We start from the raw sequence: 24,956 nt of genomic DNA on the forward strand, positions 1-24,956 counted from the left end.
TTGCGATGACCCGCTGTCTTTATCGTGCCTGCCTTCATTCTAATCCCCTCCTTTGAAACATCAGCATTCCGGTCCGTCACTAGAACTGCGCGGGGCAGGCGAAGCTGGCAATTGCATCCAGCTTGAACGGATTGAGAACCGAGCCGAACTGAATATCGAATTCGGCAGCCTGTCCGCCATTCTCAAACCGCACCCTCAGCAGATCATCCGACTGGTTCTCGATATCGGCACCGTCAAACAGCCGGAAGGGCGACCAGTCGCCATTTTCGGTTTTGGCCTGCTGCCAGCCGCCGGGCTGGAAGGCGATGCGCGACAGGCTTGCCGTGTTTTCGCGCGAGGGCCAGGTGATCGATTTCGCCTGGACCGGACCATGATAATAAACGACCCGCTCGCCCTCAATCTCCAGCATTACCGCGCTGGATGCATTGGTAAGGGAGACGGGTTTGACATTGATCGAAACCGCCGGCGTTTCGCTACCATTCGGGAAAAAGGCGCGCGAGATCTTGTCGGCATTTTCGAACTGGGCGACGGCGCTGCTGGGAAGGCCGGCCGCGCCAAAGGTACCCTTCCAGCTCCATGGGGTCGTCGTCTTGTCGACAAACGGTTCCATGCGCTGTTTGAAGAAACTCTGGAAAACCCCTGCCGGCCCGAAGAGACGCGTGAAATCCGCAATGGCGACATCGCGCGCGGAAGTCCGGTCGAAGGGATAACGACCGGTGACGATCGAAGAGCACAGGGAGGCTGAATCTGATGCCCAGAGTTCGGCAATGCGGCTGCGAGCGGACTTCACCGCGAGCGAGCCGACATCCGCTGCCACGCCTGCCACCCAGACGTCGAGCGGTGCCGGCAGTTCGCGGGCCTGCTGCAGCAGGTCCTGATTGGCCTTGGTGAGCTGGCTGTCCACGTCGAACACCTTGGCGACTTCATCGGAGGTTGTTGCCGAGCGGGCAAGCTGTTCGTTCAGCAGCTTGAAATGCGCGAGCAACTGTTCCGATGGCGAACCACCGGTCTTGTCGCCATTGGCCTGCTCGCCCGTTGTGGCTGCGTCTTTAGTCGCCAGCATGTCGCGCAGTCTCGCATAGGGATCGGACGCATTCACCGAGGCCGCCAGAACGGCTGTGGTTGCGTCGCCTTCCGCAGCGGAGGCGAGGGTGGCGGGGTTTGCTCCGGGGCGGAGATCGGTCGCCTTCGCGATCGATCTGGCAGCCTCCATCACGATATTGCGCTCATTGGCAAGCGCGCGGGTCGTTTCCACTGCGTCGCCGAGGGTCTGGGACGGTTTGACCCGAAGGTCGGCCAGCATATCAACCCATTTTTTCTCAAAACGGTCGAAATAGATTTGTAGCGTGGCCTGCGCCACCTGCTCCACAGTCGCGCCCTTGATGGCATCATCAGAACCACGCACCCAGCCTTCGGAAAGTGCGATGCGGGCGGCATGAGCGACTTGCGGAATGACGACACGGTGATATCCGTCCGCAGTGAAGAGGCCCTCTATGCCCTCCGCCATAGGCGCTTTGCTGCGACGCTCGAAAGCACGCTCTCCAAGAGGACCGAAAGCCGCCGCGGGTGTCCATTCCATCAATTCGCGCACCTGCGGAAGACCGGCGAGAATATCGTAGGCGCGTGTGCTAATCGCTTGATCGCGGATCGTTTCGCGGGCGGTAGCGATGAGCCGCGCATCGAGCTCGATCGGTGCAAGCACGCCGTTGGCCAGCGCCTTTGCGTGCTGGTCCAGCGCTTCTCGCACCGCAGCCCTTCCATCACCAGGGTAAAGCGATGCGAACATCTGATGCGTCTGCACGGTCAGGAAATCGCGGTCCAGTGCACCCATCCCGCCCAGCATTCCATAGAGTTTCAGCGAATTGAATGTGCGGGTGACATCCTTCTCGTCCTTAAGCTGCTTTTGCAGCTGCACGATCATGCGCGGCAGCAGCAGGGCGTTGAGCGCGCGCTGATAGGCATCACGCTGGCGCCCGGCAATCTTGTCTTCCTGATCGAGACCGAAGCTGACATTCCACATGCGTTCGCGGGCAAAGCCGGAATTGGCATCGCGCAGATTGTCGAGCGCGGGGAGGATGCGCAGGAAATCGGCATCTGCGACGTCTCGTACGGGAATTCCCTGAACGAGTTGCTCATAAGCGCCAAGTTTGCGATCCGCTTCGGCGAGCGCCTGTGTATTGGCGAAATAGGTGAAAATCCAGCCAGTAAAGACAATGGCGACCGCGGCGGCGGATGCGCCATAGGCAATGCGCCGCACCAGCAATTGCCGCCCGGAAAGGCGTTTGTCGCGCATCACCAGTGCAGCTTCGGGGAAGATGACGTCCTTGAACAGCCGCGAGAGGAAGTAGCTCCGGCGGGTTCTGGGGGATGCGGGAGATCTTTCCGTTTCCGGCTGCGTTCCCGACGCGAGATAAACGCCGCGCAGAAGCGGCGCCTCAATGAGCGGCGAACTTGCGCAAAGCTCGGCAAGGGCTTCGTGCAGCCGGTCTTTCAGCCGCGCCAGCTCGGCCGGAAAACGGAAGATGCGTCCGCGTATCTCCGCATTCTGTTCCTGCTGCAGGCGTTCGATCAGCATGGCATCGACCCGCTGCTGCAGCAGCTCGAATTCTTCCGCCAGGCGCTGCGGCAGGTTCTCGGCGGAGTAGCTCTCATCCAGCTTGAAGGTTGCGCCCCAAACCTGCTGGCGATCGGTTTTGTTGAAACCGTCGAAAAACTCCACGAAACCATGCAGCAAGTCGGCCTTCGTCAGAACGATATAGACCGGGACCCGAGCGCGCAGATATTCGTCGAGTTCCGAAAGCCGCTGACGGATGGAGCGCAGTTCCTGCCGCTGTTCTTCGGGATCACGGTTGAGCAGATCGGGGATGGAGAGGGTAACCAATGCGCCGTTGATCGGCTGCGAACGGCGATATCGCCTCAGGAGGCTGAGAAAACCTTCCCAGCCGGCCTTTGAGGATCCGTCGAGATCGTCCTGCGTGGTATAGCGGCCGGCGGTGTCTATCAGGATCGCCTCATCGGCGAACCACCAGTTGCAGTTGCGCGTGCCGCCAATGCCCTTCACCGCATTTTCGCCGAGCGCATCGCCAAGCGGAAATTGCAGGCCGGAATTGGTGAGTGCCGTCGTCTTGCCGGAACCGGGGGCGCCGAAGATCACATACCAGGGCAGGTCGTAAATATAACCGAAGCGCTTTTTCGTGACGCGTCGCAAGAGAGCGAGCGCTTCCTTCAGGCGTGTCTGGATTTCGCCGATTTCCGCCTGCCGATTGGCCAGCGCCTCGCGCTCGATACTGTCGACGAGTTCCTTGTCCTGCTTGCGTCCGCGGTAGATCGTGACGACGATGTAGACCAGCCAGATGGCGACGATGATGCCGATGGCGATGAGCCGGGCCTGCACCGTTCCAAGCGGCTTGAAATCGCCGAGCGCAATCAGATAGCCGTAGAACCAGATGACGACGCAGAGCGCTATCACCCATAAAAGCGACAGGAAACGTCGTCCGACGAGGGCCGCATAGCTCTCTACATAGGAGCGGATCGTATAAAAATAGCTCAATGGATTCATGGCTGGGTCTCTCCCGGCTGCTGTCCCGGGCTGTTCTGTATGGGCGGCGAGAGAATGCCGGCATCGCTCAGTTTTTCATCGGGATTGGTCAGGACCATGATTTCTGTTCTGCGGTTTATCTGACGGCCTTCTTCCGTCTTGTTGTCGGCGATCGGGTCGCTGTCGGCCCGGCCTTCGGTCAGGATTGCTTCAGGGCCGGTGAATTGGGAAAGAATGTCTCCAACGGCCTTGGCGCGCGCCTCGGAAAGGTGCCAGTTCGATGGAAACTCCACCGTCTTGATCGGCACGGTGTCGGTATAACCGATGACCACCGCACGAAATTTCTCAGCCGCAAGCGCGCCGCCGATACGCTGGATGAGATCGCGGAACTGCGGGCTGACATCGGCGCTGCCTGTCGTGAACAGGCCCGAATTGTTGATGCGAACCCGCAGCCGCCCGTTCACATCCGCAAGGGTCACGAGCTTCCTGTCGACTTCTGGCTGCAGGAAGGCCATCAGCTTTTCAAGCCGGGAGGGTTGTCTCGGCTCCACGATTTTGGGTGGATCAACGACGCGGGGAGTTTCCACTTCAATTGGCGGCGGCGTTGGTGCAGGAGGGCTTGCGATCAACACGCTCGGTGTTTCGTTCGGCGGCAGATGAGCAAGTCTTTCGAAGGTGACATCGGATGCGCTGTTGAGCGACAGCGTGAAGAAGAGATAACCGAGCGCGAAGGCGAGCGCCATCAGCGACAGCAGGGTCCAGAGCGCCGCCATCGCGCGCAATGGCGTATGTCGGGCATCGACGCCTTTCCAATGCGGAGAAAGCTCCCGTTCGAAGGCGCCATATTGGCCGATCAGCGTTTTGTAGAGGCTGTCGCGGATGCGTGAAAGCTCGAGCGCTCCTTTCGGTGAAACGCGGGTTCGTCCCTCGAAAGCCAGCGACAAGCACAGATAGATCAGAAGCAGCAGATCCTTGTTGGCGCCAGGCGACTGGTGGAAATGGTCGAGAATGTCGAAAACCCGGTCGCCGCCAGTGACGTCATTGTGGAACGTGGAAACGAGCCCGGAGCGCGCCCAGCCTGCCCGCACACCCCAAGGCTTGCTGAGAACGACGTCATCGACCGTCGCGCAGACGACATAATGCGCAGCCCTTGCCCGCTCGGGGCTGATGCGGGCGGAGGCGAGGTCGCGTTCATAGCGTGTAATTGCTTCAACGCAGGCGCGGCGAAGCTGGTCGGGATCCGGCTCGGCATCGCTGAAGCGCAGCAGATGTGCGAGGTTGAGAAGGGGAGCTGCCGATTGCACAAGTGTCGGAACCTCCTCGCCGCCGAAGTGGAAACCGGTCAGCAGCTGTTCGACCGGCATGGCAGTCGCCTTTGCCCTGCTGGGCCCTGCCGGCTCGTCGGTCTCGACGATGTCCTCCAGGATTGCCGCCATGTTGCGGGCGTTCTGGTTGCGCCGGCGACTTTCCTCGGTGATCTCGACCACCGTTGGCAAGTCTTGCCAGGAAGAGGGGTTTTCCGTGCTCATTCGCGTAATGCCCACATTTCCATTTCAAGCCCGGGAAATTCTCCCGCCAGATGCAGGGCAATCGCCCCTGAAGTATCGAGCCGTTTCCAGAGCGGCGACTGCGTGTCGATCTCGAAATAAACGGTGCCGGATCGATAGGGTAGTTGCCGCGGCAGAACCGGCAGGGACCTCACGGGAATACCAGGCAGTGCCACATTAACCAGTTCGGAAATCCGTTCCACCGGACCGACCTTGATCTGTGCCGGCAGGCGGCGGCGAATATCCTCGGCAGCCATATCCGCCCGCACGGCAAGCACGAAGCCGGCGTCGCGCAAAAGCGTGCGGTCGTGGATAGTGCCGACGCGGACGCCATGACGGCGTTCCACCAGTTCGATTGCGACGGCCGCCTGTTCTAGAACCGCAGACAGCGAGGTACGCAGATCATCAAACACAGCGCCGAAGGTGGCTTTCAGATCGTCGTGTCGATAGGGCGGGAAATCTGTCGCCCGCTTTCTATCCGTGGTGAAGGTGGCGAGCTCGCCGGCAAGCTGGATGCAGTCTTCGTAAAAGCGGATGGGATGAAAACGCGTAGCGTTGGCACAGCGATGCGCCAGTAGCGGATCGGCCCGGTTCAGGATCTGCAGCAGGAAATAATCGCCCACTTCCGCCGTTCCACGGATCGTCGGGTCACCGATGCGTTCGGCGATCGCCTGGGCGCGGTGGCGCACAATCCCCAGAAGCTCCGTCAGCAATTCGTTGAGACGGGGCGCAGCCGCGCAGCTGAGGCTTGGCGGGATGAAATCAGGATCAAGAATGACCGCACGGTCGGAGCGGACTTCGATCACCCGCGCCAGCCCGATGAGGTCATAACCTGAAAGATCGTCACCGGTCTTGAGGAACTTCAGGCTCAGGCGGCCGACATCAATCGGGGCCACGAAATCCGTCTCTATATTGGTATCGGAGACTTCATAGGTGGATGCGGTGAAACGCACATTGTTGGTGTCATTGTGGCCGCTGGCGGACATGTCGGCCTTGCCCGGTTGCCGAGCCGGCAGGGCAAGATAAATGATGGCATTCTTGACGCTTTCATCGAGATCGAGCGGTGGCGGCAGGTCGGAATCTTCAGGCGCCTCGAAGGGCGTTCCATCTGGAAGAATGCCGCGCAGGTTCGACAGAGCGAATTGCCCTATCGACAAGGCGCCGCGATCGACCCCGATCTCGGCGACGCCCCACGGATAGGGCGAAAGGTTGCGTGTGGTGTTGCGCACCAGGCGTTCGGTCCAACGGTCGGACTGCTGAAAATGCTGGACGCGAAGAAACATGCCCTCGCTCCAGGCTACACGGTTCTCATGTCTCATCGTGGTCATTTACCCCCTTGGCATCGGCTGTGGCCGCGTCAGTCTGCCGTCCCGGCGCGGCTTCACCACGCGCTGCGCGCTGCAGGAACTGCCTGACCGGCAATGGACGGCCGTTTTCTTCGAATTGCTTTTTGTAGGCGGACCAATAGTCTGTTTTGGTGATTAGCCCCTGCCAGTCCCGGCGGCCGATCTTTGCCCGGAAATCGCTGCCGGCGTCGACAGACGCCTCGATAAGCCTCGGCTCGAGCCTTTGCGTGCAAACATGGATCAGGGTTTCAAGCGCGTAGGCAAGCTGCCGCTGCTGGCGGATGAGCCTTTCCATCCGCTCGCTCAAGGAGGCTGACGAACCTTGGCCAGCGCGCTCGCTCTCGAGTTCGAGAACGGCCAGACAATCGGCGCTTTCCTGCTCCAGCGTAGTCAGAAGATCGCCAATCTCCTGCGCGGTAGAAACGCCTGCAGCCGGTGCGTTCTCCGCTCGTAAGTCTTCTTCCGTCTCCGGGAAAACACTGTCGAAATCTTCGCCACCGGCGGCCGAAACCGGACGAGAGATCATTACGGGCGTGTTTAGCGCGTCGGTATGTTCGTGCTCGCTGCTTGCAACCGGCTCCTCATCCCAGTTATCAGGAAGAATGGCACTTATTCCATACGCCGCGGGCGGTTCGCTCCAGCCGATCTCGACATTTCGCGAAATGGATTTCGCCTTCCGTTTGGCGCCCTCGCGCCATGTTTCGGACCAGTCGTCGACAGAGGCAGTGTTGCCCATCATGCCGCCGGCCGAACGGCCGTTCGGGGCGATGTCCGCAAGGATCGCCGAAATGGTCAGCGGCTCGTCGCTCATTCGCAGGGATGCGTCGGGGTCGGAAAAATCCAGTTCGGCATCGCCGCTGATGGCGACCTGAAAAACCTGCCCGCCAATGTTGATTTGCGAACCGTCGCGGAGACGTGCGCTTTCGCCTTCGAGCAGCAGGCGGCCATCGACCAGCGTGCCATTCGCGCTCTGGTCCATTATCGTGAAGCCTTCGCCATCGCGGTTGAGTGTACAGTGCAGCTTGGAAACGCGCCGCTCATTGTCGTCGATCTGCCAGTCGCATTCCCGCGAACGGCCAATGACGCGGCGGCCGCGCTCGAAGGTCCACTGACTGGCTCTTGCTGCTCCGATATTGCGTGTGTCCTTGAGTGCAAGCTTCATATCCATGCCCCCTCACGCGGAAATCGCCGAGCCTTCCCGCTCGGTCACCACAGCGTCAGCGCTGTCTTGTTGGGCGGGTGCCACGCGAGCCCAGCTGTTCCAGCCGAGACGGGCGGGAGCATCGGACTGGCCGAGGCGGCAAAAGGGAATGTCCTCCTTTTTCAGGATCACCTGCACATCGAAGTGCAATGCGCTTCCGACGAACAGGCGTGTCAGAGAAAATATTTCCGCAAGCCGTTTCGAACCGGGCGTGAGGGCAAGGTAATCCGCATATGCGACAGGGCCGATCACGACCCGGAAGCCGCCGCTCATATCTTCGACAGCGCTTCCCGCTGTCGAGTTCTGTCCTAGCCTCAGTCCTGATGCCTGCCCCAGCTGGCTTTGTTCGTGAAGCGGTAAAGCCACCCAACGCCGGCGAAACTGTTCGATATGGACCGGAAGTCCCGTGAATTCGCAAAGCATTGATGTCAGGGCCGAAACATTGCGGTTGCGGCCGGCCAGAAGACCGCTGAAACGCAGGAGCGCGTCTTCGCTCACGCCTGCTTTCTCGACCAGACCGGCAGTGCGGAACCCGATGAGGGCGAGCAGTGTTTTGCGGAAACCGTTGTCCCTCTGATCGGCCGACCAGCGCAAACCCCTTGCAAGACGGTATTTTTCCGTCGCGGATACAAACAGCTCGCTGAACCTTGCCGCAAAAAGGTTGAAGAAGCTGGCCAGCGCGCCCGAACGATTGCGTTCTTCCCGTTGCAGCAGTTCGCCGTATGCCGGCGGTAGCGAACCAAGCGGGCCGACGATGGGCGCGAAAGCTGATTTCAGTTCGGCATGACCGCGCTTGCGGCTGAAACCGCTGACTGCAAGCGGTGTCGGCTGTATTCCACCATGGGCGCCGATGACGATCCCGTCATCCGCCGAAACGAACTGGGCGACGCGAAACGCGGTTGCAGGGTCAAAACGGCCGGGATCGTTGCTGAGAAGCGCCGCCTGTCTGTCTTTGATGGTTGGCGTCTGCTGTTCCATACCCGTCTCCTAAAGCAGCGGCCGGTCGGCCGCGCGGGCTGGCCAGCGGGCAATCGGTTTGGAGTGGCCTCGCATCGTCGCCGTCAGTCGCGTGAAACTGTTGATCGAGGTGTAGAGCCCGAAGAAATGGTTGAGGACGCCGGCGAAAACAAATGCGGCAGGTCGCGCGATCAGTGCCGGGTCAAACTCCACCGTGATATCTGTTCCCGGTACCATGGCCGAGCCAATCCGGGCATGAGAATTCTGCGCCTCGACATGGCTGATCGCCTCCACGATCTGTCGGGTTTCCGGGCTGTCCCTGAAGGAATACAGTGACAGAATGTCCTTCAGCGGTGCACCGCCGTTGTCGCTGAGCGAGAGATGGTTGAGGAGAAGATGTGAGATCAGCCGCCACTCGCGTGCCGAACGCTCGTTGACGCGGATCGCCTCCGTCGGAGGCATCAGTGCATGGATGGATTTCACCGCCTCGTTGCCGGTAGAAAGCTGCAGGAATGGGTGCCCGCCGCCAAAGGGAAGCTGGCTTGGCAGTTCGCGGTTGAGGCAAAGTGTATCGATGCTTGCCACCATGTCGAGCGGCCCAAGCGGGCCGCGCTTCTGATCCACGAAGGCGATGTCCGTATCGGAAGAGCCGTCATCATCGAACCGGCGCTGTATCTGCCAATAAACGTTTGCGCCATTATTGCGCTGTGTGCGACCAAAAAACGGAGACGTCTTCTCGGTCTGTCCGGAACGGCTGGTCAGTTGAACGTTTTCAACAGCATAGATCTCGCGCGTCCGCTGCCGCCGTGCATCCGGCAGCAACCTGTATTCCGTCCGCGTACCATCAAGACTGAGCGGTTCGCAACTTTGTTTGAACAGGTTGATCACCGGTGAGGCGTTCAACACAAAATCTCTGACCGACACCATGCGCTCAAGCCGCGTGTCCGCCGCATCCAGATAGATGTATAGCTCGCAGTCGCCGCCGCCCCATTTCTGCAGCCCGTCAATGTCGAGAAATAGAAATTTCTGCGGCAGCGCGAAGAATTCGGTGAGAAGCCGGTATCCATCAAAACTGTTGGCTGGATATGGCAGCATGGCTTGATCGCGAGAGTACCCGGACGGCGTAAGATTTCCGGCGGGCAGGAAAACGGCTTCCTTGTCCTCGGCGTGACGCGCAAGCGCCATGCCGACGCAATGGTTGGTCAAAAGCTCGTAAAGCGCTGTCGCCTGCTGCCACGCGGCGGACAGGAAAATCTGGAGTTTCGTCAGTCCCATTTCCGGGAAAGTACCGCCGCGCGGGGCCGTGCTGCGCAGCGAAAGCCTCAAACAGGCGGCCGTGCCGGCAAAGGACGCCGAAAAAGGGGCGTCGATCGGCTGACCGGTGAGCGTGGCGGCTGCGATCTCCAGTGGAACGATCTCGACGTCCTGCGTGGTGCGGAAACGGCAGCTTTCGCCGCCAACCGGTTCGGCGAGAATTTCGCTGTGGCGGGGAAGCGTCTGCACGGTTGCCAGCGCCGGGCTCGGAGCGAATTGCACGACGCTCATCGAAGGGATCGGGGCAAGATAATGCGGATAGAGCGTTTCCAGCAGACTGTCCGACAGTTCGGGGAATTCGTCATCCAGCTTCTGGCGCACCCGGGCGGCGGAATAGGCGAAACTCTGGATCAGACGCTCGACATGCGGATCGTCGGCAACGTCGCCCGTCATCCGCAGCCTGCCCGCGATCTTCGGAAACGCCGCCGCGAAACGAGATGCGCGCTTTCGCAGCGCAAAAAGCTCGTCATTGTACTTTTCGAGGAAGCCTTCAGCCATTCGTCGCCTCCACCAGGAATTGCTGCGTGGAAGGATCGATTCGGGATTCAAAGCTGATCGGCGGCATGCCTTCCTGTAGGCGGAAGCTTGCCTGTATGCGCATGCGAAGCGCCCGGTCACCATCCGTGCGGTTTTTCAGGATCGTCACATGCACGTCGGCAAGGCGTGTTTCGAACAGGGAAATCCGCCGCTCGATGCTGCGAGCGAGTCGCGCCTTGGAGGCATCCGTCACCAGATTGGCTGAAAGAATGCCGTCCACGCCGTAGCTTACGAGGGCATCGGACAGTTCCTTAAACGCAGCCGGCGGGCCGGCCGGGTTGCGGCGAGTATTGAGCAATGCCTCGAGGTCGCGGCGGATCACCTCGCGCATCTCGCGGGCCTGATCCTTCAGGCTGACGAGCATATCCGTTTCCGCATCTGGCGCGTCATCGAGCAGCCGGTCCAGAACCGAGCGCGACAGCGTCCTTTGCCGTGCGCGATATTGCTCCAGCGGATCAACCACGGGCGATCTGCCTTTCTTCGTCGGACAGGGCGGAAAGCGCGCCGATTTCGTGGAACGGCACAACATCGTCGCCAATCAGCAGGCAGCGTTGGCCAAGACCCGTTATCAGTGGTTCACCCTCACTCCAGTGCGTTTCCCGACCGAGGAGGAGACCGACATCGTCGCCCGAACCGTGATAGATCGCCGGAAGCAGCACGGATGCGACTGCCCCGTCGCGTAACGTCAGTTCGGCGCCGCGAAAAGCGAGGTCGCGCGGGCGGCTCATGGGGTCGATGCTGAGGCTCTCGATGCGTCCGTAATCGATCCAGAGATAACGGCCGCCATTGGTCAGGACTTCCAGCGCATGCGGAACCCGATCGTCCAGATCGCGGATGTCGCCGGCGCTCTTGCCGTCGTGGCCGATTGGCACATTGCCGCGTTTTTCGTCGAGTTCATTCAACGCGTCTTTCGCGCCCTCGACATCGCCGCTCCGCGCGGCAATGTTCGCCCGGATGGCCAATTGGTCAAGTTCGGAGGGGCCGCCGGGGAAATCCGGTACGGCGCCGCTTTCAAACCACGCATTGCGTGCGGCCATCGCGCGCAGCTGGTGGCGGAAGAGGGAAAAACCGACGCTGTCCTGCGGTGAGAATGTTGCGGCCAGATTGCATTGCGCATCGGCCTTTTCATAGTCGCCGGCGAGGACCAGCAGATCGATGTAGAAATGGCGGCCATCCTTGTCGGTCGGCCTGGTTTTCACATGGTCCCGCGCGAGCCCGATTGCGTCTTGCAGCTGGTTGTCGTCCAGGAGGCGGGAAATTTCGTCGCGCAGCGTCATGCGGATATCCTTTGCGGCTCGGCCGAAGGCCGGGATGCGGCGGTGGCCGGCATCATGGTTTCGGCAATGAGGTGGAAGCTCGTGGAGACGTCATCGAGCTGGAAATGCGGCTGAAGGCGGACGGTACATGAGAATGTTCCGGGCTTGCCGGGAACCTCGAAGACATTGATCCCTGCAGAGCGCAGCGGATAGCGCGTGCGCAACGCCGCCTCCGCATCGTCGTTGCCGAGCGTATAGGAGGAAAGCCAGCTTTCCAGTTTACGCTCGATGGTCGTGGCATCGCTGAGCTGGCCGATGTCATCGCGCATGATGACCTTGAGGTAATGCGAGAACCGGGAGGCACACAGCACATATTGCAGCATGGCAGCGAGGCGGGCGTTCTGCCTCGCCGCTTCGGTGGAGTAATGGCCGGGTGCATGCAGGGATTGGTTGGCGTTGAAGATCGCCATGCCGGAAAGATAGGTTGTGGAGACGGGTACGATGCCCAGATCGGAAATTTGCTGTTCCTGCCCAGTCGTCAGTTGCACTTCCACGGGCGGCTGGGCGGACAGGCCGTTACTCTCGATGCCGAGATCAAGCGGTGGCAATTGTCGGGCAGAGAGCATGCCGCCATCCACGGCGTCCTGTGTCACACCGCGCAGATCCGCAAACCAGCCGGAATCGACGAAATTGCGCACCACAACCGTTGCGAAGGCAAAGGCGGCGTTGCCCCACAGCAGGGTCTCGCCGCTTTCCGCCACATGCTCGCGGAATGGAAATCCGTCATCCCGCCCGCGCGCATAGGGCCTGTAGGGAGAACGTAGCAAAACGCGCGGTGCGACAAGGCCTACGAAGCGTGAATCGTCGCGTGCGCGAAGCGCATTCCACCGCAGCCGCGATTTCTCCTGTTTCAGCCAGGAAAAGTCATGGACCCGGCTGAGCTCCGAAAAGTCCTGCAGCCCAACGGTGGAGGGCGAAGCCGCCGCTACGAAAGGGCAGAAGGCGGCCGCAGCCACCATGCCGATCTGTGACAGCGTTGTGATGGAATCGGCACCATCAAGATCATCAGGGGAAAAGGCGTAGTCACCGATCAGAAGGCCGACCGGTTCGCCGCCCGGCATGCCAAATTCGCGGTTATAGACGACCTCGAAAAGATGGCTCTGGTCGAAGTCGGTGGCGCGTTCGGTGTTGCGGGCAAGGTCGCGCCAGCTGGCGTTCAGCAGTTTCACCTTCACGTCCGTGCTGCGGCCCGCCTCGCGCACGACCATGGCAAGCCCGCGCCATCTCGCCTCCATCGCCTGAAAATCGGGATGGTGGAGAATAGCGTTCACCTGGCCGGTCAGCGCATCGTCGATGAGGGCGATGAGCTGGTCGGCGAAAATACGGGCGTCCGTGAACGACTGATGCGCCATGAGTGTGCTCCGGATGATGAACGGGGCCGGGGTGGCTGAGCACCCCGCACCAGGCTCAGTTCTTCGACGGAATACGGGCGACCATGCGCAGCGAGGTCGTCAGTTCTTCCATCTGCAACCAGGGCCGCATCCATGCGACCGCATTGTAGGCGCCGGGTTTGCCGGGCACTTCCTGCACGGTCACCTTGGCATCGCGCAGCGGATATTTGGCGCGGCTTTCCTCACCCGCCTCGTCATTGGCGTTGACGTAGTTGGCGATCCAGCGATTGAGCCAGACTTCGCAATCGGACGCTTCCATGAAGGAGCCGATCTTGTCGCGCCCCATGACCTTGAGATAATGCGCGAAACGCGACGTGGCCATGATGTAGGGCAGACGTGCCGAAACGGCGGCGTTGGCCGTTGCTTCCGGCTTGTCGTACAGCTTCGGCTTGTGCGCGGTCTGGGCGCCGAAGAACACCGCATAGTCCGTGTTCTTATAGTGGCACAGCGGCAAAAAGCCGAGTTTGCCGAGTTCGGCGTCGCGGCGGTCGGTAATGCCGACTTCGGTCGGGCATTTCAGATCCAGGTCGCCGTCATCGCTGGAGAAGACATGCATGGGCAGGTTTTCCACCTTGCCGCCGTTTTCAGCCCCTCGGATAGCCGTACACCAGCCGCTTTTTGCGAAGGCATCGGTCAGCTTGGTGCCCATCACGTATGCGGCGTTCATCCAGCAATATTCGTCATGCTCAAGGTCACCATTCACCGCACCCTTGGTTTCGTCATAGGCGAAGTCATCGATCGGGTTGGTTTTCGGGCCGTAGGGCATACGCGCCAGCACACGCGGAAGAGCGAGCGTGACGAAACGGGAATCGTCACTTTCGCGGAAGCTGCGCCACTTGGCATATTCGACCGTGTCGAAAATCTTTTCCAGATCGCGCGGACGGGCGAGATCGCGATAGTCCTCGAAACCGAACATGTGCGGGCTGGCAGCAGAGATGAATGGCGCGAAGGCTGCCGCCGCGATCGATGAGACGCCTTGCAGCAGCTGGACGTCATCGAAGGAATTGTCGAATTCGTAATCGCCGATAATGGCGCCGAGCGGTTCGCCGCCGGGGGTGCCGAATTCGTCTTCATAGATCGCCTTGAAGAGGCGGGACTGATCGAATTCGACGGCTTTTTCGAGATCGCGGGCCAGTTCACGCTTGCCGGCATTCATGACGCGGATCTTGAGGTTGACGCTCGTTTCGGAGTTCTTGACGAGATAGTTCAACCCGCGCCAGGTGCCCTCAAGCTTGGTGAATTCGGGCGCCTGCATGATAGCGGCGAGCTGTTCGGAAATCGTGCGGTCCAGCTCCGCGATCGCGTGGTTAAGGGTGACGGTGAGGTTGCGATCATATTTTACCGTCCCCTTCAGTGCTTGATCGGTCAGCGTACGCAGGAGGTTCTGCGCGCGGTCCGGTTCGGTTTGACGGGTAGCGGCAACCACCTTGGACAGCAGTCCCTGATCTTCGGCGGTCGTTGCCTGTGCTTCATTTTTCAGCAGGCTCTCAGCGCTCATGTTTCAGTCCTTCCACATGCGGCTTTGAAAATGCCGCTTGAACAGTTAGAAGCCCCAAGCGGGGCCGTTCGAGGAGATTTTCCTCCACACAGGCGATTATTCGTTCGCGCCGTTCTTTTCCTTGAGTTCGGAAACCAGCGTTGCGAGGTCGGTCTTGTTTTGCAGAATATCCTCCAGCATCCGCTCCAGATCTTCCGAACGGTCGGCCTTGGAAAGAAGGTCGCGCAGTTCGTTGCGGGCATCCAAAAGCGCCTTGAGCGCCGGAACCTGCTGCACGACAGCGCCGGGTTCGAAATCATCCATACTTTCGAACTTCAGGTTGACCTGCATGTCCGTGCCATCCTTTTGCAGCGTATTGGCAACGGAAATATTGAGGCCGGGCGTCATGCGCCGCATGACTTCGTCGAAATTGTCGCGGTCGATCTGAACGAATTTACGCTCCCCGAACGGCTTGAGCGGCTGGGTGGGATTGCCGGAGAAATCACCGAGCACACCGACCACGAAAGGCAGTTCCTTGACTACCATCGCGCCTTCGGTTTCGACTTCGTATTTGATGTGAACGCGTGGTTTGCGAACACGCTCCAGCTTCTCATGTACACTTGCCATTTCAACCTCCTTGGTGCCCCTTGGCACAGACGACTGTTACGGAGCGGCGTCGCGCTCCGCGCTTTCTATTTTCCGTTGCTCTCTCCGCTTGGCTTGATGCCGGCGGCGGTTAAGACTGCGTTGCGAACCTGGGCTTCCGGCAAAAGCTCGGCCAGCAGTTCCGAAAAATCCATGCGTCCCCTGCGCACCAGTGTCTCTATGGCAAGGGAGATCGGTGAATGCGGCTCGGTACGGCGGAAGTAACGCGCAACCGAGAGAAGAGTTTCAAATGCTTCGTCGCGCGATAATATGCCTTCCGGTGCGGTCACGGCGGGCCGCGCGGCCGCCGGCCCGCTCTCGTCTGAACCGCTGATGCCCACAGGTTCCTGTTCGACGGATGCCGGCTCCTGGTCACGCCCGCCGAGCGAGCGAATTGCAGACGCTGCTTCGACCAGCGTGTTGCGGATATGGGAACTCGGTGGTGCGGATTGCCCGCAGCGCTCGGCAAGGATGGCCATGATGGCATCAAACGAGGAGAGGCACGCAGTCACCTCTGCCAACTGGGATGACATGGCGGCAACGCCAGTTTCAGACGCAAGCCGATATAGCTCTTCGCGACGTTTGCTCTCATTTGGGCGCTGCGCGAGTTGATAGTCCCATAGGCTGTGTTCGCCAAATTTGCCGCCTGGGATCAATGAGGCGAGGCGCAAAGGCTGAACAAGCGTTCCTTCGCTGCCGACACCGTTCAATCCCGCTAAAGGTGCAAATTTTTCTTCGTCATTATCGTCGCTGATTGACCGCAGCGAGTCCCAGTGGTTGTAAAACAGCTCTTTGCCGAGGTCGTAGATTTCGCGCAAACCATGAAAGCCGCGCAGGCGCAGCGATGCTTCCGCAAGCCACGCCAATATTTCAACATCCTTGCTTTCGGAATATATAATCTGCAATCCAAGATTGCTGACATTATCCCAGCTACTGGATATTTTCAGGTTATCCTGCGGAGAAGCGGCGCGCTCTTCTGTACGAGCTTGGTTTCTTTCATCCTTAATTCTATAGTATATTTCACGCGTTCTTGCGTTAACCCGGATATTTTCTCCGCAGTCATTCAGAAATTCTACATCTGTTTTAACGTTCGGCGCGTTCAATGGCAGTCTATCTCCGAGAAATAGTAATGGATTTTTTGTAGTTACTTCCCTTACGTAAGGCTATTCATAAGACAGACTTATTCTAAATGTGTCTAAATTGTGGCGTCTAGTGGATAATCTCATCTGACAAAAAATCAACTTCGGGGTGGACAAGTTGGTTTCATCATCATATTTACTCCACGTCACGTTGTGGAATGAACCCGGGCAGGAGGCTCATTGCATGTCGCATATCGATCTCAACCGCCTTGTTGGAGCGCTTGAGCCAGACCTGCGTGTTACCCTTGAAGCTGCGGCTTCTGTTGCGGTGCGCATGGGGCACAGATACGTGGATATCCCGCATTGGCTGCTTGCGGTTGTGGACTCCGGCATCTATGCGAAAACATTCGAGGAATTAAAAATTCCACTTCCGGTATTGCAGGCTGAAATCAGCCGCAGTCTGGAGGAGTCCATCATCGGCGACGGAGAGGCATTGTCGCTCTCCCAGAACATCCTCACGGCAGCCCGGGAGGCATGGATTCTCGCATCGCTGGAGGCTGGCCGCGACCGTGTTACGCTTTGCGATCTTCTGTTGGCGATGGATGAGGAAACCTCACTTCGCTCTTTCGTCCGCTCGGCATTTCCTTCTCTCAAGGCGATGGATCGCACCGCGCTTGAGCGTCTTCGCAACTCGACTGAAAATGGCGCAGGCGTGGATGTTCCTTCCGCGCTGGCAGGCTCAGGGCAGGCAGGGACAGGACAGTCTGCAGGCCAGAATGATTTCTTGCGCCTTTACACCCAGGACATGACCGCAGATGCCCGCAACGGCAAGGTTGATCCTGTTATCGGCCGCGATGATGAGTTACGCCAGCTCGTTGATATTCTAACGCGCCGCCGACAGAACAATCCCATCCTGGTAGGTGAGGCGGGGGTTGGCAAAACGGCGGTTGCCGAGGCGCTGGCGCTGGAAATCACGTCTGGCAACGTTCCGGAAAAGTTGCGCAATGTCCGCCTGCTGAACCTCGATATTTCGCTACTTCAGGCCGGTGCCGGCGTTAAGGGTGAGTTTGAGCGCCGCCTTCATGGCGTAATCGATGCGGTCAAACGTTCTACCGAACCGGTCATCCTGTTTATCGATGAGGCCCACGGTCTCGTTGGTGCGGGTGGTGCGGCCGGGCAGGGCGATGCGGCCAATATTCTCAAGCCCGCTCTGGCGCGGGGTGAAGTGCGCACCGTCGCGGCGACGACCTGGAGCGAATACAAGAAGTATTTCGAAAAGGATGCGGCGCTGACCCGTCGTTTCCAGCCTGTACATGTGCGCGAGCCGGATGAGACGACCGCCATACGTATGTTGCGCGGTGTCGCTGACAGCTTCGTCAGCCATCACAACGTTGTCGTTCGTGACGAGGCGGTCGTGGCCGCGGTGCAATTATCCGCACGCTACATGCCCGCGCGGCAGTTGCCGGACAAGGCCGTCAGCCTTCTCGATACGGCCGCGGCTGCCGTCTCACTGGCACGGCAGACCGAGCCGGAGCGGCTGCGCGCTATGGAAAGCGAGCGGCGCCTTCTCACCGATGAGTTGAACTGGCTTCTGCGTGAACCGCAGGATGGCGAGATTGACAGCCGTATCCAGTCGATACGGGGCGAAGTCGAAAAGCTTGAGAGTGGGATCGATGACCTGCGCAGCCGTTACGACGCGGAGATGGCTGAGCTAAGCGAAGAGCAGCCGGTTGAAGGCGATGTTTCCAATGTCTCTCCCCTGCGGCCTGCGGTTGAGGCAAAACCGGCAAATGCCGAGAGACTTGTCCCGACGGTCGTTGATCGTGAGGCGATCGCCGCCGTCGTTTCGCGATGGACCGGAATTCCACTTGGCAAACTTCTGGCGGACCAGATCGAAAGTGCCCGGACACTCGATGCGCGTATGCGGCAGCGGGTGGTGGGGCAGGATGCTGCAATTGCACGGATTGCCGATGCCATGCGCACTGCGCGGGCCGGATTATCCGATCCGCGCCGCCCGCCGGCCGTTTTTTTCCTTGTTGGCATGTCCGGAACAGGAAAGACCGAAACCGCGCTGTCGCTCGCCGATATGCTCTACGGCGGCAACAGCCATCTGACGACGATCAACATGTCGGAGTTCAAGGAAGAGCATAAGGTTTCGCTGCTTCTCGGTTCGCCGCCCGGCTATGTCGGTTTCGGCGAAGGCGGCGTGTTGACTGAAGCGGTGCGCCGTCGGCCGTTCGGCGTTCTGCTCTTGGATGAGATCGACAAGGCTCACCCCGGCGTCCAGGACATTTTCTATCAGGTGTTTGACAAGGGCGTGTTGCGTGATGGCGAAGGCCGCGACGTGGATTTCAAGAACACCACTATCTTCATGACGGCCAATACAGGCTCGGAGTTGCTCTCGGCGCTGTCGGCCGATCCCGACACGATGCCGGAAGGCGAAGCGCTGGAAGCGCTTCTGATGCCGGAGCTTACCAAACAGTTCAAGCCCGCGTTCCTCGGGCGCACGATCATTCTTCCCTTCATGCCGCTTGGTACGGAGGCGCTTGCAAGGATCGTGGATATGCAGATTGGCAAGATCAGGGAACGTGTGTTCGCAACATATGGCACCGGCCTGACCCTGTCCAATGTGGCGCGAGATGCCCTGGTGGCGCGCGCCGGTGCAAGTGAGATTGGCGCACGCGCCATTGAAATCATGATCGGCAAGGACCTCCTGCCGCCTCTTTCCAGCTTTTTCCTCGAAAAGGTAATCGCGGGAGAGCGTGTCGGGAACATTGTTGTCGATTTTGGTGAAAACGGGTTCGGCATTCGTGCCGAAGAGGCTGGGGAAGCAGATGAATTCGCCGTAACCGAAGAGGTTGGGGTGGATAAAGTTGCCGCGTCGGATGGGGCTACCCGACGCATGCGGCATTAAACGAAGGGTAACTCGGCCTCGGAGCAAGAGGTCATTTTAGCTACAGGAGCTTACAGCATGCCAATTTATCTGCAGATTGACGGTATCCAGGGCGACGCCACCCATGAAGAACATCGCAAGTGGATGGATATTGAAGCCATTCACTGGAACGTGGCCCGCAACATGAACACCTCTGCTGGTTCTGCTGCAAACCGCGAGGCATCCGAACCGACCATTTCGGAAGTCATTCTGACCAAGGTTAGCGATTCTTCTTCCACCAAGCTTTTCCAGGAAGCCTGCGCCGGCCGGACCGGCAAGCTCGCAACCATTCATCTGGTGACCACGGGTAATCCCGGCAACACCTATATCGAGTATCTGCTGACAAACACGCTTATCGCCAGCTACTCGGTGGATTCCAGCGGTGACCGTCCGGTGGAAACCGTCAAGCTCAACTTCACGAAGATGGAAGTGAAGTACACGCCGTTCGACGACAACAACTCGCCGCAGTCTCCGATGATCGCCTCCTACGATCTGGCGACGACGAAGGCTGCCTGATCGTGACGCGACCCGGTGCCGGCGTTGCCGGCACCGGAACGTTTTCAATGCAGTTTTGCAGCTCACGTCGTGATGTTTCACGTCGAGTTTGGTCTAGGTGGTTTTTTGATGCGCTCCCTATATGCGTTTTTTGTTTCCGTGCCGGTTGTTCTGGCATCTTCCGGTCTTTCGCCGGTCGGTGCGGCGGAGCGGACATGGATATTCTCTGGTGCCGAACTCAAGCAGGCCATCGAGGGTAAGCTTGCCCCGGAGGTGTCCGATCCGGAAATGCGGCGGCTGGTTTCCGTTGCAAAATCAAGCGCCTATATCGCTGGCGTGGCCGATCTGACGAGCGGATCGGACTGGTGTGGTGCAGGCGCCGTGGCGCCCCATGAACTCAACGACCGGATCTACACCTATCTCGGCGATCTTCCTGCGGAAAAACTGGATGAACAGGCAGCCACTCTCGTGCGGGAGGCGCTCAAGGTCTCCTTTCCCTGTGAGCAGAAAAGTAACTAGTGGGACGAACCATGCGCGTTAACTTTGACACTCTTTATAAGAATTATCCGAGCAGCGACCCGTCGCACCCGAACTATGTCAGCCAGCGTGATCTTTTCACGGAAATAGGCTGGGATGATTTTATCGGTAACCCGAACTACCACAATACCTGTGCCATCCGCGTCAGCATCGCTTTCGTGAAATCGGGGATCAACATCGTGCCAGCCTCGCATCGCATCCAGAAAGGTCCATATGCGGGCAAGGGCATTGAGGTGAACATGCGCCGCCTCGCAAATCTGGTGAAACGGACGAGCTATCTAGGCGAGCCCGAACCGTTTACCCCCGCGACAGCGCGTAATGGCATCGGTGCCCGCAACGGTGTTGTGGCGTTCAACAATATCCCTGGTTACACCGGAGGCGGCCATATCGATCTCGTGCGGGGTGGCTCAGAGGCCACCCAATGCGCGTCGGCCTGCTACTACAATTCGGAAACGATCTGGTTCTGGCCACTCCAGTCCAGCCGCGGGTCCTGATTAGGAGTGTTCCATGGACGACCAGTCGTCACTTTCTGATTTCGTTCAGGCAAGCCGCGTCCTCAAGGTCAAGTCGCCCCTTGGCGAGGATCAGCTTCTGCCGGAGCGTTTGACAGTCGAGGAAGGCGTGTCGCAGCTCTTTGACATTCACCTGACGGTGCGTGCCAAAAAGGAAGCGGTAAAGCCCGAGGAATTGATCGGGCGGCTGGTCGATGTTTCGGTCGAAATCAGCCAGGGCGAGGGTGAGGGCGGCGGCGTCCGCCGTCCGTTTAACGGCCTGGTAACGGAGCTGCACGAAGGCCCACCAATCACGCGTGGTTTGCGCTCTTACGCCATGACTATCCGGCCGCAGATGTGGTTGCTGTCACGGCGTTCCGACTGCCGTATCTGGATGGACAAGACGGCAGTGGATATAGTCGAGACGCTGTTTTCAGAACACGGCATTCCTGCACCCGATACGTCAGGCATCATTTCGCCGCCGCCTGCACAGCACTACAGCGTACAGTTTAACGAGACCGATCTGGATTATCTCACCCGCCGTTTCGAAGAGGATGGCCTGTTCTACTGGTTCAGCCACGAGGACGGTTCCCATAAGCTGCATGTTGCCGATAGCGCCAGCGGCTGGCTCGGGCCGTCTCCGGCTGCCCAGGGGGAGGGAACGGTGCGGCTGGCGCAGGGCTCGTCGGACCGCAACCACATCAATGACTGGGCGCGGCGGTTCTCCTATGTCTCCGGCCAGCGGGCGGGCGCGGACTGGAATTTCGAGACGCCGGGCATTGTGCCTGGCACGATGACGCCGTCTCTGGTGCAAATGCCGGACGCGACGAAGCGCGAGCTCTACGAATATCCGGCCCGCATCAAGACGGTGGAAGAAGCGGAACGGGCGCAGAAACTGCGCACCCAGGCGATCGAGGCCGATCACGACCGGGTATTCGGATCGTCCACCTCACGCATTCTCGAACCCGGCCGTCGCTTTACGCCTTACGAGGTCGCCCATCCCGAACATGCCTATGAAGAGCATGTGATCATCAGGGCAAGCCACAGCATCGTTGATCTCTCCTATGAGACAAACAGCAACGAACCGGAATATCGCAATCACTTCGAGGCAATTCCGGCCCGCGTGCCGCTGACGCCCCATCGGTCAACAAAACGCCCGCGCATCGAAGGCACCCAGGTGGCGATCGTCGCTGGCCCGGAGGGTGAGGAAATCCACCCGGATCAGTATGGCCGCATCAAGCTGTGGTTCCCTTGGGATCGCAAGGCAAAGAAGGATGGTACGGATACGTGCTGGGTGCGGGTTGCGCAGAACTGGGCGGGCTCCACTTGGGGCGGCCAGATCATCCCGCGCATCGGCATGGAAGTGATGGTTGCTTTTGTGGATGGCGATCCGGACCGGCCCCTGGTCACCGGCGTGGTGCCGAATGCGCGTCAGACAGTGCCTTATGAGCTGCCTGCCAACAAAACCAAGAGCACGTTCCGGACTAACACGCACAAAGGTTCGGGCTTCAACGAACTGACTTTCGAAGACGAGAATGGCCGCGAGGAAATTTACATTCACGCCCAGAAAGACCGCAATGAAAAAATCCGAAACAATCACAGCGAACGGATTGATAATAACTGGGTCCAGTCGGTTGGCCACAATAAATCGATAGAGGTGCGCAACAACCACCACGAGGTTGTTGGTGGCAATATGATGGTTACAGTTGGGCCGAGCGGGATAGGAAGGGTCGTGAATTCGGTGCTGAATTCGCTTGTGAGCGGGATTGGCGACGTTGCAAAGAACCTCGGTTTTCCAGGGCTTCTCAATCCTGGCGAGGGCAATATGTCCGTCATCGTCGAGAAGAACAATACTGAGAGCGTGGGTGTGTTCAAAGCCGTCAACGTGGGGGCCGGAATGGCTACCAATGTCGGTATGTCCTACAGCGTCAACGCAGGAACGCGTGTCAATCTCATGAGCAACGACACAATGTCGCTGTCTGCGCAAAACAGCGCGACCGTACATAGCGGGGGCGAATTGCACCTGACTTGCGGAAAGGCCAATGTTTTGATGCATGAGGATGGAACTGTCACGCTGAGCGGTACGAAGCTCTTTCTCGACTTTGAAGAGATCGAGATCAATGGCGAACAGCGTGTTGTCGTCAATGGCGGAAGGATAGATTTGAATTGAGAAGCAATATGACGAGAATCCTGGCCCCGGCATGTGTGATCCTTATGGCCTCCAGCTCTTTTTCCTTCGCAATTGAATGCGAAACCGATCCGGCCAAATTCGCCTTCACATCGGATACGCCATCCACCTTCAACATCGGAGAGAAGCAGGATGTTGACCGAGCCTATGCAGGGCTTGCGGCCGTTCTTGGGCCGTTAGACAGCTATACGAAAACGCGCATTTTCTATTCTAAAGGTTATGAGGACATCAGGGACTACGACTGTAGGGAAGAAAAGTGCCGAGCGATGGAGGTTCTCGAGGGGCTCCAGCAATGTGGCGCGGGCGGCATGGCCAAGAAGGACGCGTGTTATCCACTGGCGGTCGTTTACAAACAGAAGCTCTATTGCCTTCTTTATCCGGGACAGCAGAACTTCGATCCGTCGAAACCATTCGTACCCTATGTGCCATTCAAATACGGTCAGGCGGAGCAATGAGCGACAGCGCATTTCCCTATGGCAACGACCTGAAAACTCCCGACTCCTGGGCTGGATTGGCACATACCAAATCCCAGTCATGGCTGATTGGTTATGACAGTGGCGCATCTCTGATTCTTGGTGCGCACACCTTTCTGTTGTTCGGCCGGGAGAACTTGTGCGCCTGTGTCGCCTCGTTCTACGGGGCCGGCCTGTCAGCAGGTTACGGCATGTCCAATGCCGCCAAGCGCGTTGAACGCGGCGGCGGGCAGTCGATGAGGATCGGTCAGGGCGGCGGGGCTTCCGAACAACTCAAGACGATAGAGGATATGAAAACCGCAAAGGACATATCGGACATCCCGACAGCGGGAGACCAGTATGATTCCGCTGAAAAAATTTACCGTTTTCTTGCTGCGCAACAGAACGGAATGAGCGCTCTCAAACCGTTTTGTATCAACGATCTGGATTACACCATGGGGTGGGTCTCAGGGGCTTCTGTTGATGCGGCAATAGGGGTCGGGACATATTATCTTGCCGACGCCCGCAATCTTTTCAAAGGGGCGACGGCCCTCAATGTCAAGACCGAAGCCACCCTGGTTGGCGCGTCCCTGGGTTCCATGATGGGCTTTTGGCGAGTTAAAAAATGGTACTCGCTCTGGAACGAGTTGTCCCGGTCAAAACGCGAGGAATACCCATTCCAAGCCTACAACGTTCATCCATATTTCCGTGAATGGAAGTCGGAAGAATATACCTATCAAAAGCAGCTTGATCGTATCGCGGAACAGGACCGTATCATCAACTCGATCACTAGGGACATGCAGGTCAATCCCTCTAAATACGGTTTCCCTGATTCCGGCTATGCACTGCAGAGGTCGGTAGAAATGACCGAGAAATTCTATTCGGGTGCGCGTTCCCCTGACAGTAACCCGTTCATGCCTTGGGTGCCTATGGACAAGCAACATATATTCTATGAGGGGAGGTGAGGCCGGATGTTATCAAAGCCAGTGAAATTTGACGACGGATCTACGCCGGCGGGAATTTGGCTAGAGCTCCATTCCACCGAGCGTCAGTGGAAAAATACCTATGTACGCATGCTCAATGCGGGTGGCTCAAGCCGTGACATCGCGCTGAAAGCTATAAGAACCCAACATGAGCTGTTGGCAAATCTATCACAATTCTCGGCCGACAGATGGAGAATGCTGTGCGATGGCCAAGGCTGGACACCGCTGGGCTGCTCCGCTCTGTCCTGGTGTCAGGGGGATGTGACCTTTTCCGAGGTCGCAGGACGCGGCAAAAGTTTGCATTGGAAGATCGACCCTGAAATCGGCAGCGATTTTGCTGCGCTTATGCTCAATCCCGCTATTGTTCCTGTAGATCTGAGTGCGCTTCTGCGCACCGAGGATGACGATTTTGCTGTTGCTCTTGCCTTGGCCTCGAAGCCCGAATGGCTCCCTGGATCGTTTGTCCCGCCGCAGGGAGCACGGCTTGGGTTACTGACACGCGCCATGCTTCAGGCGCGCTGAAAAGGGGA

20 protein-coding genes are annotated in these 24,956 nt (G+C 58.8%); 8 read left to right on the top strand and 12 right to left on the bottom strand.

Features of this window, described 5'->3' with window-relative positions; all coding sequences use genetic code 11:
• Positions 1–79: 79 nt before the first annotated feature.
• From tssM to tssA, 12 genes are all read right to left on the bottom strand, one after another.
• Entirely contained in the window at positions 80–3,559 is a 3,480-nt protein-coding gene (gene tssM / locus ACQZ5Y_RS26020) for a type VI secretion system membrane subunit TssM (RefSeq protein ID WP_111802163.1), read from the bottom strand.
• Positions 3,556–5,067 carry a type VI secretion system protein TssL, long form gene (tssL, locus tag ACQZ5Y_RS26025; protein WP_111802162.1) on the bottom strand — a complete coding sequence of 504 codons (1,512 nt, stop codon included), beginning with the start codon at positions 5,065–5,067 and terminating at the stop codon, positions 3,556–3,558. Before tssL ends, tssM begins: the two co-directional genes overlap by 4 nt.
• Positions 5,064–6,404 (bottom strand): type VI secretion system baseplate subunit TssK, encoded by a 1,341-nt coding sequence (gene tssK, locus ACQZ5Y_RS26030; RefSeq protein ID WP_174051256.1) that lies wholly within the window; start codon positions 6,402–6,404, stop codon positions 5,064–5,066. The genes tssL and tssK overlap by 4 nt, the downstream gene beginning before the upstream one ends.
• The gene (locus ACQZ5Y_RS26035; protein ID WP_162723633.1) at positions 6,394–7,599 is read right to left on the bottom strand and encodes a type VI secretion system-associated FHA domain protein; all 1,206 of its coding nucleotides are present in this window, start codon (positions 7,597–7,599) and stop codon (positions 6,394–6,396) included. Before ACQZ5Y_RS26035 ends, tssK begins: the two co-directional genes overlap by 11 nt.
• A gap of 6 nt (positions 7,600–7,605) precedes the next feature.
• Positions 7,606–8,610 (bottom strand): type VI secretion system baseplate subunit TssG, encoded by a 1,005-nt coding sequence (tssG, locus tag ACQZ5Y_RS26040; protein ID WP_013760994.1) that lies wholly within the window; start codon positions 8,608–8,610, stop codon positions 7,606–7,608.
• A 9-nt stretch (positions 8,611–8,619) separates the two neighbouring features.
• A complete protein-coding gene (gene tssF, locus ACQZ5Y_RS26045; RefSeq protein WP_174051229.1) occupies positions 8,620–10,401 on the bottom strand; it encodes a type VI secretion system baseplate subunit TssF in 1,782 nt (593 codons plus the stop codon).
• On the bottom strand, positions 10,394–10,903 hold the full coding sequence (gene tssE / locus ACQZ5Y_RS26050) for a type VI secretion system baseplate subunit TssE (RefSeq protein ID WP_127966611.1): 510 nt from the start codon (positions 10,901–10,903) through the stop codon (positions 10,394–10,396). Before tssE ends, tssF begins: the two co-directional genes overlap by 8 nt.
• Complete coding sequence (locus tag ACQZ5Y_RS26055; RefSeq protein ID WP_111788431.1) at positions 10,896–11,717, bottom strand: type VI secretion system accessory protein TagJ; 822 nt, start codon at positions 11,715–11,717, stop codon at positions 10,896–10,898. The genes tssE and ACQZ5Y_RS26055 overlap by 8 nt, the downstream gene beginning before the upstream one ends.
• Positions 11,714–13,108 (bottom strand): type VI secretion system contractile sheath large subunit, encoded by a 1,395-nt coding sequence (gene tssC, locus ACQZ5Y_RS26060; protein ID WP_174051231.1) that lies wholly within the window; start codon positions 13,106–13,108, stop codon positions 11,714–11,716. Before tssC (ACQZ5Y_RS26060) ends, ACQZ5Y_RS26055 begins: the two co-directional genes overlap by 4 nt.
• 55 nt (positions 13,109–13,163) lie before the next feature.
• Positions 13,164–14,645, bottom strand: a complete 1,482-nt coding sequence (tssC, locus tag ACQZ5Y_RS26065) for a type VI secretion system contractile sheath large subunit (protein WP_174051233.1) — start codon at positions 14,643–14,645, stop codon at positions 13,164–13,166.
• Positions 14,646–14,741: 96 nt separating this feature from the next.
• On the bottom strand, positions 14,742–15,251 hold the full coding sequence (gene tssB, locus ACQZ5Y_RS26070; protein ID WP_013760989.1) for a type VI secretion system contractile sheath small subunit: 510 nt from the start codon (positions 15,249–15,251) through the stop codon (positions 14,742–14,744).
• Positions 15,252–15,316: 65 nt separating this feature from the next.
• Positions 15,317–16,372, bottom strand: a complete 1,056-nt coding sequence (gene tssA / locus ACQZ5Y_RS26075) for a type VI secretion system protein TssA (protein ID WP_174026760.1) — start codon at positions 16,370–16,372, stop codon at positions 15,317–15,319.
• Positions 16,373–16,592: 220 nt separating this feature from the next.
• On the opposite strand from tssA, the gene tssH reads away from it, so the two are divergent.
• The 8 genes from tssH (at position 16,593) to ACQZ5Y_RS26115 (ending at position 24,948) form a co-directional block, all read left to right on the top strand.
• Positions 16,593–19,262 (top strand): type VI secretion system ATPase TssH, encoded by a 2,670-nt coding sequence (tssH, locus tag ACQZ5Y_RS26080; protein ID WP_174051235.1) that lies wholly within the window; start codon positions 16,593–16,595, stop codon positions 19,260–19,262.
• 57 nt (positions 19,263–19,319) lie between these two features.
• A complete protein-coding gene (locus tag ACQZ5Y_RS26085) occupies positions 19,320–19,796 on the top strand; it encodes an Hcp family type VI secretion system effector (protein WP_004431488.1) in 477 nt (158 codons plus the stop codon).
• A 108-nt stretch (positions 19,797–19,904) separates the two neighbouring features.
• Entirely contained in the window at positions 19,905–20,294 is a 390-nt protein-coding gene (locus ACQZ5Y_RS26090; protein WP_013760986.1) for a Rap1a/Tai family immunity protein, read from the top strand.
• Positions 20,295–20,305: 11 nt separating this feature from the next.
• On the top strand, positions 20,306–20,806 hold the full coding sequence (locus ACQZ5Y_RS26095) for a type VI secretion system amidase effector protein Tae4 (protein ID WP_013760985.1): 501 nt from the start codon (positions 20,306–20,308) through the stop codon (positions 20,804–20,806).
• A gap of 13 nt (positions 20,807–20,819) precedes the next feature.
• On the top strand, positions 20,820–22,973 hold the full coding sequence (gene tssI / locus ACQZ5Y_RS26100) for a type VI secretion system tip protein TssI/VgrG (RefSeq protein ID WP_174051237.1): 2,154 nt from the start codon (positions 20,820–20,822) through the stop codon (positions 22,971–22,973).
• An 8-nt stretch (positions 22,974–22,981) separates the two neighbouring features.
• Positions 22,982–23,446 carry a hypothetical protein gene (locus tag ACQZ5Y_RS26105; RefSeq protein WP_019566791.1) on the top strand — a complete coding sequence of 155 codons (465 nt, stop codon included), beginning with the start codon at positions 22,982–22,984 and terminating at the stop codon, positions 23,444–23,446.
• Positions 23,443–24,408, top strand: a complete 966-nt coding sequence (locus ACQZ5Y_RS26110; protein ID WP_236763077.1) for a hypothetical protein — start codon at positions 23,443–23,445, stop codon at positions 24,406–24,408. The genes ACQZ5Y_RS26105 and ACQZ5Y_RS26110 overlap by 4 nt, the downstream gene beginning before the upstream one ends.
• Positions 24,409–24,414: 6 nt before the next feature.
• Positions 24,415–24,948, top strand: a complete 534-nt coding sequence (locus ACQZ5Y_RS26115) for a hypothetical protein (RefSeq protein WP_112154279.1) — start codon at positions 24,415–24,417, stop codon at positions 24,946–24,948.
• The last annotated feature ends 8 nt before the right edge of the window (positions 24,949–24,956 follow it).

The sequence above is a fragment of the Agrobacterium sp. A3-95 genome (assembly GCF_053521785.1).

Bases quoted from the DNA above. Each gene is read 5' to 3' on its own strand.
- tssM (WP_111802163.1), bottom strand. From the start codon at position 3,559: ATGAATCCATTGAGCTATTTTTATACGATCCGCTCCTATGTAGAGAGC.
- tssL (WP_111802162.1), bottom strand. From the start codon at position 5,067: ATGAGCACGGAAAACCCCTCTTCCTGGCAAGACTTGCCAACGGTGGTC.
- tssK (WP_174051256.1), bottom strand. From the start codon at position 6,404: ATGAGACATGAGAACCGTGTAGCCTGGAGCGAGGGCATGTTTCTTCGC.
- ACQZ5Y_RS26035 (WP_162723633.1), bottom strand. From the start codon at position 7,599: ATGGATATGAAGCTTGCACTCAAGGACACACGCAATATCGGAGCAGCA.
- tssG (WP_013760994.1), bottom strand. From the start codon at position 8,610: ATGGAACAGCAGACGCCAACCATCAAAGACAGACAGGCGGCGCTTCTC.
- tssF (WP_174051229.1), bottom strand. From the start codon at position 10,401: ATGGCTGAAGGCTTCCTCGAAAAGTACAATGACGAGCTTTTTGCGCTG.
- ACQZ5Y_RS26055 (WP_111788431.1), bottom strand. From the start codon at position 11,717: ATGACGCTGCGCGACGAAATTTCCCGCCTCCTGGACGACAACCAGCTG.
- tssC (WP_174051231.1), bottom strand. From the start codon at position 13,108: ATGGCGCATCAGTCGTTCACGGACGCCCGTATTTTCGCCGACCAGCTC.
- tssC (WP_174051233.1), bottom strand. From the start codon at position 14,645: ATGAGCGCTGAGAGCCTGCTGAAAAATGAAGCACAGGCAACGACCGCC.
- tssB (WP_013760989.1), bottom strand. From the start codon at position 15,251: ATGGCAAGTGTACATGAGAAGCTGGAGCGTGTTCGCAAACCACGCGTT.
- tssH (WP_174051235.1), top strand. From the start codon at position 16,593: ATGTCGCATATCGATCTCAACCGCCTTGTTGGAGCGCTTGAGCCAGAC.
- ACQZ5Y_RS26085 (WP_004431488.1), top strand. From the start codon at position 19,320: ATGCCAATTTATCTGCAGATTGACGGTATCCAGGGCGACGCCACCCAT.
- ACQZ5Y_RS26090 (WP_013760986.1), top strand. From the start codon at position 19,905: ATGCGCTCCCTATATGCGTTTTTTGTTTCCGTGCCGGTTGTTCTGGCA.
- ACQZ5Y_RS26095 (WP_013760985.1), top strand. From the start codon at position 20,306: ATGCGCGTTAACTTTGACACTCTTTATAAGAATTATCCGAGCAGCGAC.
- tssI (WP_174051237.1), top strand. From the start codon at position 20,820: ATGGACGACCAGTCGTCACTTTCTGATTTCGTTCAGGCAAGCCGCGTC.
- ACQZ5Y_RS26105 (WP_019566791.1), top strand. From the start codon at position 22,982: ATGACGAGAATCCTGGCCCCGGCATGTGTGATCCTTATGGCCTCCAGC.
- ACQZ5Y_RS26110 (WP_236763077.1), top strand. From the start codon at position 23,443: ATGAGCGACAGCGCATTTCCCTATGGCAACGACCTGAAAACTCCCGAC.
- ACQZ5Y_RS26115 (WP_112154279.1), top strand. From the start codon at position 24,415: ATGTTATCAAAGCCAGTGAAATTTGACGACGGATCTACGCCGGCGGGA.